Here is an 11,500-nt window from a genome sequence, read left to right on the forward strand (position 1 = left end):
GCCGCCGCCCGCCGAGGGGACCCGCACGTGACCGAGAGTCCGCCCCCGTTCCGCGACCCCGGCCTCCCGCTGGACAAGCGCGTGGACGACCTGCTGTCCCGCCTGACGGCCGATGAGCGCGTCACCCTGCTGCACCAGTACGCGCCCGCCGTCGACCGGCTCGGGATCGCGGCGTTCCGCACCGGTCAGGAGGCCCTGCACGGCGTCGCCTGGATGGGCCCCGCGACGGTGTTCCCGCAGGCCGTCGGGCTGGGCGCGACCTGGAACGACGATCTGCTGCGCAGGGTCGGCGAGGCCGTCGCGACCGAGGCGCGCGCCATGCGCTCGCGCGACGCCCGCGTCGGCCTCAACGTCTGGGCGCCCACCGTGAACCTGCTGCGCCATCCGCTGTGGGGCAGGAACGAGGAGGGCTACGCGGAGGACCCGCACCTCACCTCCGCCCTCGCCGCCGCGTTCACCCGCGGCCTGCGCGGCGACCACCCGGTGCACTGGCGCACCGCCCCGGTCGCCAAGCACTGGCTCGCGCACAACAACGAGACGCTGCGGGACACGTCGAACGCCTCCGTTCGGCCGCGCGTCCTGCGCGAGTACGACCTGCGCGCCTTCCGCGCCGTCGTCGAGGCGGGCGCGGTCGCCGGGGTGATGCCCGCCTACAACCTCGTGAACGGCCGTCCCAACCACGTATCGCCCTACCTGAACGAGGAGTTGCGGAACTGGACCGACGAGGAACTGCTGGTCTGCTCCGACGCGGGCGCGCCGAGCAACCTCGTCGCGTCGCAGCACTACTTCGACACCCACGAGGAGGCCGTCGCCGCGGCACTCCTCGCCGGCGTCGACAGCCTCACCGACCACGGGACCGACCCGCGGGTCGTCGTGGGCCGCGTACGGCGCGCGCTGGCCCGCGGCCTGCTGACGGAGGCCGACGTCGAGACGGCCGTACGCCGGCACCTCACCGTCCGCTTCCGGCTCGGCGAGTTCGACCCCGACGGCGGCCCGTACGAGGTGACCGACGCGCGCGGCATCGACACGGCCGCGCACCGGGAGCTGGCCCGCGAGGCCGCGGAGCAGGCCGTCGTCCTGCTCAAGAACGACGGTCTGCTGCCCCTCGCACCCCCCGCCGGGGATGAACGCGTCGCGGTCGTCGGGCTCCTGGCCGACGAGTGCAAGACCGACTGGTACAGCGGCACCCTGATCCGCCGCAGCTCCCTGCTCGACGGGTTGCGCGACCGCTTCGGTACCGACCGCGTGACCTTCGCCGAGGGCGTGGACCGGGTGCGCCTGAAGTGCGCGGGCGGCTGGCTGCTCGTGCCGGCGTCCGGCGCCGCCGCCCTGGCGCGAGCGGCCGGGGGCGCCCTCGACCCGGCGCTCGTGCCCGGCCGCACCGACCTGCCGCCGCTGACCGTCACCCGGGACGGCGCGCGGGCCACCGAGTTCGCCCTCGCCGACTGGGGCGAGGGGGCCCTGACGCTGCGGGCGCCGGACGGGCGGTACCTCTCCGTCGCCCACGACGGCTTCGTGCGGGCGTCGGCCGACCAGCCGGGCGGCTGGGTGGTCCAGGAGACGTTCGAGCTGGTCGCGCGGGGAGGCGGGGACGGGGACGGGCGTGGCGACGGGCACGGGAGCGGGCACCTCCTCCGGCACACCGGGACGGGTGGGCACGTCTCAGTCGCCGCCGACGGCGTGAAGGTTGCCGGGGAAGGCGGAGCCGTGGCCGCCGGGCGCGCCGAGGTCTTCACCGTCGAGGTCCTTGAGCGCGGGGAGGACGCCGTGCGCCGCGTGGCCGCCGCCGCCCGCACCGTGGTCGTCGTCGCGGGGAACGATCCGCACATCAACGGCCGCGAGACCCAGGACCGCACCACCCTCGCCCTGCCGCCGCACCAGGACCGGCTGTGGCGCGCGGCCCGCGCCGCCAACCCGCGTACCGCGCTCGCCCTGGTCAGCGCCTACCCGTACGCGGTCGCCGACGCCCACGCCGAGCTGCCCGCGCTGCTGTGGACCGCGCACGGCGGGCAGGCGGGGGGCACCGCGCTCGCCCGCGTCATCGCCGGTGACGTCCCACCGGCGGGCCGGCTCCCGCAGACCTGGTACGCCGCCGACACCGACCTGCCGGGGCTGCTCGACTACGACATCATCGGCTCCCGGCAGACCTACCTCTACTTCGACGGCACCCCGCTCTACCCGTTCGGGCACGGCCTCGGCTACTCCTCCTTCGCGTACGACGGCCTCACGGCCGAGCGCGACGGCGACACCCTGAACGTCGCGTTCACCGTCACCAACACCGGGTCCCGCGCCGCCGACGAGGTGGCGCAGCTCTACGTCCGCGCGCCCCGCCGGGCCGTCGTGGAGCTGCCGCACCGGCAGCTCGTCGGCCACCGCCGCGTCACCCTCGCCCCCGGGGCCCACCAGCGGCTCGTGTTCCGGGTGCCCGTGACCGCCCCGGGGTTCTGGGACGTGCGGCACGACCGCTGGACGGTGGCGCCCGGCACCCACGAACTCCTCGCGGGGGCGTCGAGCGGGGACATCCGCCTGTCGCTGCCCGTCGAGCTCGGCGGGCACGCCCCCGAGGCCAGGCCGGTACAGGGGGCCGGCCTGGCCGCCGCCGGGTACGACACCCAGCGCGGCACCGAGATCGTCGACCGGAGCAGGGCGTCGGGCGACGCCGTGCGGGCCGTCGGCGACGGCACGGGGGAGCTGCACTTCCAGGCCTGCGACTTCGGCGGGGGGACCGCCGCCGTCACCGTCGAGGCGGCGGGCGAGGGCGCCGTCGACCTCATCGCGGACAGCACCGCCACCACCGTCGCCGTGCCCCGCACCGGCGGCGTGTACGACTACACCGCGTGTACCGCGGGGTTCGCCGTGTCCGGCGTGCGCGACCTGCGCGTACGGCTGCGCGGCCCCGTCAGGCTCGCACGCCTGGCCTTCACCGGCACCGCGGAACGGGGGGACGGCGCATGAAGTTCACCGACGGCTGCTGGCTGATGCGCGACGGGGTGAACGCCTCGTACGCCACCGAGGTGCGGGACGTCGAGGAGGGCGAGGGGCGGTTCACCGCGTACGCGGCCGTGCGGCCGGTGCGGGAGCGCGGCGACACCCTCAACTCGGCGCTCGTCACCGTCGAGTGCTTCTCGCCCGCCGAGGGCGTGATCGGCGTGCGCACCGTGCACCACGCGGGCAAGGCCCGGCGCGGCCCCGACTTCACGGTCGAGGGCACGGGGAACGCTGGGCGCGTCACCCGTGAGGGCACCGTCGTCGAACTCGCCGCCGGGCCGCTGACCCTGCGCCTCGACACGGCGGGCCCCTGGGGCATGGAGTTCCTCGACGCCGAGGGACGCGGGCTGACCGCCGTGGAGCGCAGGGGCACCGGCTTCGCCACGACGCCCGACGGCGCCCACCACATGGTCACCCAGCTCGCGCTCGGCGTGGGGGAGTGCCTGTACGGCCTCGGCGAGCGCTTCACGCCGTTCGTCAGGAACGGCCAGAGCGTCGACATCTGGCAGGCCGACGGCGGCACCAGCAGCGAGCAGGCGTACAAGAACGTCCCCTTCCACCTCTCCTCCCGCGGCTACGGCGTCTTCGTCGACCACCCCGGCAAGGTCTCCTACGAGATCGGCTCCGAGGCGGTCGGACAGGTCCAGTTCAGCGTCGAGGACCAGTCGCTCGCGTACTACGTCATCGCGGGACCCACCCCGAAGGACGTCCTGCGCCGCTACACCGCGCTCACCGGCCGCCCCGCCCTGCCGCCCGCCTGGTCGTTCGGCCTCTGGCTCTCCACCTCCTTCTGCACCGACTACGACGAGGAGACGGTCACCGGCTTCGTCGACGGCATGGCCGCACGCGAACTGCCCCTCAGCGTCTTCCACTTCGACTGCTTCTGGATGCGCGAGCACCAGTGGACCGACTTCCGCTGGGACCCCGCCGTCTTCCCCGACCCGCGCTCCATGCTGAAGCGGCTGCGCGAGCGCGGGCTGCGGGTGAGCGTGTGGATCAACCCTTACATCGCGCAGAAGTCCGCGCTCTTCGCCGAGGCCGCGGCCAGGGGCCACCTCGTCAAGCGGCCGAACGGCGACATCTGGCAGTGGGACCTGTGGCAGCCCGGCATGGCACTGGTCGACTTCACCGACCCCGCCGCCCGCGCCTGGTACGCCGACCAGCTGCGGGACCTGCTCGACCAGGGCGTCGACTGCTTCAAGACCGACTTCGGCGAGCGGGTGCCCACCGATGTCGTCTGGCACGACGGCTCCGACCCCGAGCGCATGCACAACTACTACGCGCAGCTCTACAACAGCACGGTCTTCGAGGTCCTGGAGAAGGAGCGGGGAGCGGGCGAGGCCGTCCTGTTCGCGCGCTCCGCGACCGCGGGCGGCCAGCGGTTCCCCGTGCACTGGGGCGGCGACTGCTTCGCCTCGTTCGGCGCCATGGCCGAGTCGCTGCGCGGCGGCCTCTCCCTCTCGCTCAGCGGCTTCGGCTTCTGGAGCCACGACATCGGCGGCTTCGAGGGCACCCCCGACCCGGCGGTCTTCAAGCGCTGGCTCGCCTTCGGCCTGCTGTCCTCGCACAGCCGCCTGCACGGCAACGTCTCCTACCGGGTGCCGTGGGCGTTCGGCGACGAAGCGGTGGACGTGGCCCGGAAGTTCACCCGCCTGAAGCACCGGCTCATGCCCTACCTGTACGGGGCCGCCGTCGAGGCCCACCGCGACGGTGTGCCCGTGATGCGGCCGATGCTCCTTGAGTTCCCCGGCGACCCGGCCTGCCGCACCCTGGACCGGCAGTACATGCTCGGCCCCGACCTGCTCGTCGCCCCCGTCTTCAGCGCCGCGGGCGACGTGGAGTTCTACCTGCCCGAGGGCACCTGGACCCACCTGCTCACCGGGGAGCGCGTCCGGGGCCCCGGCTGGCGCCGCGAGACCCACGGCTTCGACGGCCTCCCGCTGTACGTGCGCCCCGGCGCCCTGCTGCCGCTCGGCGCCGACGAGCTACGCCCCGACGGCGACTGGCCGGCGGAGCTGACGCTGCTCGCCACCCCCGAAACGGCGCCCGACAGCACGTACGACGCCGAGGTCGCCGTACCCGACCTGCGAGGACGCACCGCCGCGACCTTCCGCGCCACCCGGCACGGCGACGGCGTCACCGTCCGCGCCACGGGCACCACCCGGCCCTTCCGCCTCCGCACCGCCGACGGGCGCGCGTCCGCGCGCGGGGAGACGGAGGTGACCCTGGCCGATGTCTTCACGGTCCCGACGACCGGCTAGAGTGCGCGATTCCGATACGGGGAGACCGGCGCGCCCCACCGTGGGCGCCGCGCCGGAGACCGTGGGAGAGAGGACACCTATGCCTTCGGCCGCCGACGACGCGGCCGCCGAGTTCCATGCCTTCTTCGAGCGGCACTATGCCGAACTCGCCCGCCTCGCCCACCTGCTGACGGGCGAGACGGATGGCGCGGACGATCTGGCGGCCGACGCGCTGCTCGCGCTCTGGCACCGCTGGGAACGGGTACGTGCCGCCGACCATCCCGCGGCCTACGCCAGGGGTGTCGTCGCGAACATGGCGCGCAGCCGCATCCGCAGCGCCGTCCGCGAGCGCCGCCGCGTGACGCTCTTCTGGTCCGGCCGGGGCGAGGACGTGGCGGACCCCGACGTACCCGCCGTGGTCGACGTACGGGACGCGCTGCGCGCGCTGCCCTTCCGCAAGCGGGCCTGTGTCGTGCTGCGGCACGCCTTCGACCTCTCCGAGAAGGACACCGCCCAGGCGCTGGGCATCTCGGTGGGTACGGTGAAGAGCCAGACGTCGAAGGGCATGGCGGAACTGCAGCGGCGCCTCGGCCCGCAGACCGCGTGGGAACGGGTGCGCGCCGTCACGGCGGACACGGGGGGAAGCACATGAGGGACGACGACAACGAGGTGCGCGGGCGCCTGCGCGGTGCCGCCCAGGCACACCGTCCCGACCGGGAGCGGATGCGCGCCCGCGTCGAGCAGGGCATGGCGGCGGGACCGCGGCCCGGCCGGCAGGCGAAGCGGCCCCGGGGGGCGGGCGCGTCCTGGCTGCGCGTGGTGACGGCGACGGCCGCCGCGGCCGGCGTCTGCGCGGTCGGCGGCTACGGCGTGGCGTCGGCCCTGCGCGCCGACGAGACCGGCCGGAGTTCCGTGGCGACCACCGCGACGCCCGGCACACCGGCCCCCGCGGCGAGCGAGCACACCCGCGACACCACGCCCCCGACCCGCCGCCCCGGCGGCACCCCGGCGACACCGCCGGTCTCCGGGCCCCCGAAGTCGGCCCGGCCCCCGGGCGGCGGCACGTCCTCGCGGCCGGCCCGCCCGCCGCGCACCTCCACCGAGGTGCCCGCGGCCGAACTGCTCTGGGCGGACGGGTCCGTCGACCCCGGGTCCAGCGCGTACTGGTCGCAGGGCGACATCACCCTCAAGGCGAGGAAGCCGCTGACCTCGCTCACCGTGGAGCTGCGCGTGGACATGGGCGCGAAGGTCGAGGACACCGGCAACTGGCGCTCCCTCCCCGAGGCGGACTTCGACGTCACGGTGGGGGAGCGGGACGGCTTCCTCGTCTACCGGTGGACGCTGAGGGCAGGGCGGACCGTACCGGTCGGCGAGCACACGTTCGCCGGGCAGTACAACCACCCCGGGGGGAAGCGGGACGCCCACGGCGACCGCTACCGGATCGAGGCGGGCACCGAGAGCGAACGGACGGAGTGGAAGGGTGACTTCGCCCCGCGGGAGCCGCGGGAGGACTGATTCCGCGGCGTGATCACTTTTCTTCCCGAGGGCGGCAACCCTTCTCCGGCGGGCGGCGACCAGAAGACGCACACTTCTGACCACCGAAGGAACCCGGACATGACTTCACCAGCCAACGGGCGTACGCGCCACCGCCGCAGCCGGACCCGCCGCCGCGCCCTCGTCGGCGGCGTCGCGGCGCTCGGCCTGACCGGTGCCGCCCTCGTCACCACCTCCGTCATGACGACGTCCGCGGGGGCGGCCACGGCCTGGCCGGAGGCCAGGGGCAAGCAGGCGGTGCCGAAGACCATCGAGGTCTCCGGCACCCGCGACGGCGGGCTCAAGCGCTACTACGGCAGCGGTGAGCTGGGCGGCGACGGCCAGGACGAGGGCCAGGACCCCCTCTTCAAGCTGAAGGACGGGGCCACCCTGAAGAACGTCGTCATCGGCTCGCCCGCCGCCGACGGCATCCACTGCCAGGGCAGCTGCACGCTGGAGAACGTGTGGTGGGAGGACGTCGGCGAGGACGCCGCCACGTTCAAGGGCACGTCGGCGAGCTCCACGTACACCGTCAAGGGCGGTGGCGCGCGCAAGGCCGACGACAAGGTCCTGCAGTTCAACGGCGCGGGCAAGCTGGTCGTGACCAAGTTCCAGGTCTCCGACTTCGGCAAGCTGGTGCGCACGTGCGGCAACTGCTCCAAGCAGTACAAGCGCACCGTCGTCATCGACGACGTCGACATCACCGCCCCCGGCAAGGCGATCGTCGGCATCAACGCCAACTACGGTGACACCGCCACGCTGCGCAACGTCCGCATCTACGGCGACACCAACAAGAAGATCAAGACCTGCTCCCGCTTCACCGGCAACGACACGGGGGCGGAGCCGGTCGAGACGGGCCACGGCCCCGACGGCACGTACTGCCGGTTCACGGCGGCGGACATCACCTACAAGTAGGCGAACGCCGGCAGCCGACCGTGTGAGGACGCCCCCGACGGTGCATCCGGAGGGGGCTTTCTCACGCCCTGATCACACCAACTTCGTCCCAGGCGTTGACGCACGCTCCTTCCGCTTCCTACATTCCCTACCTGTTCGAAGTGTTGACCAATGTTCGAGATATCGAACAACCCGACAGGGGATGACATGGCGCACAGACGACGGAGACTCGGTCTCACCGTCGGGGTCCTGCTGGCCGGCACGCTCGCCACCGGCCCCGGCGCGGCGGCCGAAGGGACCGACTACACGATCGACGTCGACACCTCACGCACCGGCGCGTAGATCGACGACTCGATGTACGGCGTCTTCTACGAGGACATCAACCGCGCCGCCGACGGCGGGCTCTACGCCGAACTCGTGCAGAACAGGTCCTTCGAGTACGGCACGGCGGACAACCGCTCCTACACGCCGCTGACCTCCTGGGACACCAAGGGCACCGCCAAGGCGGTGAACGACGGGGGCCGCCTGAACGAGCGCAACCGCACCTACCTCACCCTGGCCGCGGACGCTTCCGTCACCAACTCCGGCTACAACACCGGCATCGCGGTCCGGAAGGGCGAGCGGTACGACTTCTCGGTCTGGGCCCGCACGGACGGCGCCGGGCGCGCGCCGCTCACCCTCACGCTGCACGACGCCACGGGCGGGCTCGCCACCGCCCGCCGGGTCACCCCGCGCGACCGCTGGGCGAAGTACGAGGTGTCCTTCACCGCGAAGCGCACCTCCGCCGCGGGCCGGCTGACGGTCGCGTCGGGCGGCGCTCCCGTCGCGCTCGACGAGATCTCCCTCTTCCCCCGCGACACCTACAAGGGCCGCGAGAACGGCCTGCGCAAGGACCTCGCCGAGAAGATCGCCGCCCTGAAGCCCGGCTTCCTGCGCTTCCCCGGCGGCTGCCTGGTCAACACCGGGAGCCACGAGGCGTACGACGAGAAGTCGGGCTGGCAGCGGGCCCGCTCCTACCAGTGGAAGGACACCATAGGCCCGGTCGAGCAGCGCGCGACGAACGCGAACTTCTGGGGCTACAACCAGAGCTACGGCCTCGGCTACTACGAGTACTTCCAGTTCGCCGAGGACACCGGCGCCATGCCGCTGCCCGTCGTGCCCGCCCTGGTGACCGGCTGCGGCCAGAACAAGGCCACCGACGACCCGGCCCTCCTGAAGCGGCACATCCAGGACACCCTCGACCTCATCGAGTTCGCCAACGGCCCCGTCGGCAGCGAGTGGGGCAGGAAGCGCGCCGAGATGGGCCACCCCAAGCCGTTCGGGCTCACCCACCTCGGCGTCGGCAACGAGGAGAACCTCCCCGAGGAGTTCTTCGCCCGCTTCAAGCAGTTCCGCGCCGCCATCGAGGCGAAGCACCCGGAGATCACCGTCGTCTCCAACTCGGGTCCCGACGACAGCGGCAGCGTCTTCGACAGGGCCTGGCGGCTCAACCGCGACGCCGGCGTCGCGATGGTCGACGAGCACTACTACAACAGCCCCCAGTGGTTCCTGGAGAACAACGGCCGCTACGACTCCTACGACCGGAAGGGCCCCGAGGTCTTCCTCGGCGAGTACGCCTCCCAGGGCAACACCTTCGGCAACGCGCTCTCCGAGGCCGCGTTCATGACCGGCCTTGAGCGCAACGCCGACATCGTGAAGCTCGCCTCCTACGCGCCGCTGCTCGCCAACGAGGACTACGTCCAGTGGAAGCCGAACATGATCTGGTTCGACAACGACCAGTCATGGGGCTCGGCCAACTACGAGACGCAGAAGCTCTTCATGCGCAACGTCGGCGACGAGGTCGTGCCGTCCAGGGCGTCGGGCACCCCCGCCACGTCCGGACCCGTCACCGGCGCCGTCGGCCTGTCCACCTGGGCGACCAGCGCCGCGTACGACGACGTCCGGGTCACCGGGGCGGACGGCGAGTCCCTGCTCACCGACGACTTCTCCGCCGGTGACGGGAAGTGGAGCAGGGCGGCGGGCCGCGGCACGTGGGCCGTCGAGGACGGGGCCTACGTCCAGTCCGACGCGAGCGCCGAGAACACCCTGGTCACCGCCGGCGACAAGGGCTGGCAGAACTACGACCTGGAGGTGAAGGCCACCAAGAAGTCCGGCAAGGAGGGCTTCATGGTCGCCTTCGGCGTGAAGGACACCGGCAACTACTACTGGTGGAACCTCGGCGGCTGGAACAACACCCGCTCCGCCGTCGAGAAGGGCGTGGACGGCGCCAAGCAGACGCTGGCCGAGGACTCCACGACCATCGAGACGGGCCGCACCTACGACATCCGCGTGGAGGTGCGCGGGCGCCAGGTGGCGCTCTACCTCGACGGGAAGAAGTGGGGCTCCTTCACCGACGACAAGGTCGCCGAACCCTTCCGGCAGGTCGTCACGCGCGACAAGGCGACCGGTGACCTCATCGTCAAGGTCGTCAACGCGCAGGGCTCGGAGGCCCGCACCAAGGTCGACCTCGGCCGGGGCGCGAAGGCCGCCGGGAAGGCGAGGGTGACGACGCTCGCCGCCGCACCGGGCGCCGAGAACACCAAGGACGCGACGCCGGTGCGACCCGTCGAGTCGGTGTTCAGGGGCGTCGGCGACTCCTTCTCGTACACCTTCCCCGCCCACTCGATCACGTTCCTGCGCATCAAGACCGGCTGAGCCACCTTCTTCGGAGAGGCAGAACACCGACGTGCACACCCATGACCACCACCCCGGCCGCAGAACGCTCCTGAAGGGCGGCCTCGCCGTGGGCGCCGCCGTGGCCGGCTCGGCGGCCCTCGGACAGGGCGGCGCCCTCGCCGCGGCACCCGGCGCACGCAAGGCGGCCCGCGCGGTCAACCCCCTCGTCCCGCACCGCGCCGACCCCCACATCCACCGCCACGGCGACGGCCGCTACTACTTCACGGCGACCGCCCCCGAGTACGACCGCATCATCCTGCGCCGCTCCCGGACCCTGGCCGGCATCGCCACCGCCGAGGAGTCCGTCGTCTGGCGGCGGCACACCAGCGGGGACATGGCCGCGCACATCTGGGCCCCGGAGATCCACCACATCGACGGCAAGTGGTACCTCTACTTCGCCGCGGCGCCCGCCGACGACGTGTGGAAGATCCGCATGTGGGTCCTGGAGAACGGCCACCGCGACCCGTTCAAGGGCACCTGGACCGAGAAGGGGCGGATCAAGACCGCCTGGGACACCTTCTCGCTGGACGCCACGACGTTCACCCACCGCGGCTCGCGCTATCTCGCCTGGGCGCAGAAGGACCCCGCCGAGAACCACAACAGCGCCGTGTTCCTCTCCCGGATGGCCGACCCCTGGACGCTGACGGGGCCCCAGGTGCGGCTGACCACCCCTGAGTACGACTGGGAGTGCGTCGGCTTCAAGGTCAACGAGGGCGCCTCGTTCCTCCAGCGCAACGGGCGCGTCTTCATGACGTACTCCGCGAGCGCCACCGACGCCAACTACTGCATGGGGCTGCTGACCGCGAAGGCGGGCAGCGACCTGCTCGACCCGAGGTCCTGGTCCAAGTCGCCCCGGCCGGTCTTCACCAGCAACGACACGACCAAGCAGTACGGCCCCGGCCACAACTCGTTCACCGTCGCCGAGGACGGCCGCACCGACGTCCTCGTCTACCACGCCCGCCAGTACCGGGACATCGTCGGCGACCCGCTGAACGACCCCAACCGCCACACCCGTATCCAGCCCCTGAAGTGGAACCCGGACGGCACCCCGGACTTCGGGGTGCCGGTGGCGGACGGCCCCGTGTAGGACACGACGAGGCGCGGCACGGACACCGGCCGGTGTCCGTGCC

The 11,500-nt window shown here is 72.7% G+C and carries 6 protein-coding genes and 1 pseudogene; all 7 read left to right on the forward strand.

Annotated features, from left to right (window positions below):
* Nucleotides 1-27 precede the first annotated feature (27 nt).
* Nucleotides 28-2,955, forward strand: coding sequence for a glycoside hydrolase family 3 C-terminal domain-containing protein (locus AB0I16_RS34340; protein WP_363253598.1), 2,928 nt, complete (start codon nt 28-30; stop codon nt 2,953-2,955).
* Complete coding sequence (gene yicI, locus AB0I16_RS34345) at nt 2,952-5,249, forward strand: alpha-xylosidase (RefSeq protein ID WP_363253599.1); 2,298 nt, start codon at nt 2,952-2,954, stop codon at nt 5,247-5,249. Before AB0I16_RS34340 ends, yicI begins: the two co-directional genes overlap by 4 nt.
* A 79-nt stretch (nt 5,250-5,328) precedes the next feature.
* The gene (locus AB0I16_RS34350) at nt 5,329-5,880 is read left to right on the forward strand and encodes a SigE family RNA polymerase sigma factor (RefSeq protein WP_363253600.1); all 552 of its coding nucleotides are present in this window, start codon (nt 5,329-5,331) and stop codon (nt 5,878-5,880) included.
* On the forward strand, nt 5,877-6,743 hold the full coding sequence (locus AB0I16_RS34355; protein ID WP_363253601.1) for a hypothetical protein: 867 nt from the start codon (nt 5,877-5,879) through the stop codon (nt 6,741-6,743). Before AB0I16_RS34350 ends, AB0I16_RS34355 begins: the two co-directional genes overlap by 4 nt.
* A gap of 99 nt (nt 6,744-6,842) precedes the next feature.
* On the forward strand, nt 6,843-7,676 hold the full coding sequence (locus tag AB0I16_RS34360) for a pectate lyase (protein ID WP_363253602.1): 834 nt from the start codon (nt 6,843-6,845) through the stop codon (nt 7,674-7,676).
* Nucleotides 7,677-7,862: 186 nt separating this feature from the next.
* Nucleotides 7,863-10,349: pseudogene (locus AB0I16_RS34365) on the forward strand (alpha-L-arabinofuranosidase C-terminal domain-containing protein).
* A gap of 31 nt (nt 10,350-10,380) precedes the next feature.
* Nucleotides 10,381-11,457: a glycoside hydrolase family 43 protein gene (locus AB0I16_RS34370; RefSeq protein ID WP_363253603.1), complete on the forward strand. Its 1,077-nt coding sequence runs from the start codon at nt 10,381-10,383 to the stop codon at nt 11,455-11,457.
* Nucleotides 11,458-11,500 lie beyond the last annotated feature (43 nt).

Source organism: Streptomyces sp. NPDC050703 (genome assembly GCF_040654435.1).
In the GTDB taxonomy this organism is placed as follows: Bacteria; Actinomycetota; Actinomycetes; order Streptomycetales; family Streptomycetaceae; genus Streptomyces.

Excerpts from the sequence above, each read along its gene's own strand:
- yicI (WP_363253599.1), top strand. The coding sequence starts at position 2,952 with ATGAAGTTCACCGACGGCTGCTGGCTGATGCGCGACGGGGTGAACGCC.
- AB0I16_RS34350 (WP_363253600.1), top strand. The coding sequence starts at position 5,329 with ATGCCTTCGGCCGCCGACGACGCGGCCGCCGAGTTCCATGCCTTCTTC.
- AB0I16_RS34355 (WP_363253601.1), top strand. The coding sequence starts at position 5,877 with ATGAGGGACGACGACAACGAGGTGCGCGGGCGCCTGCGCGGTGCCGCC.
- AB0I16_RS34360 (WP_363253602.1), top strand. The coding sequence starts at position 6,843 with ATGACTTCACCAGCCAACGGGCGTACGCGCCACCGCCGCAGCCGGACC.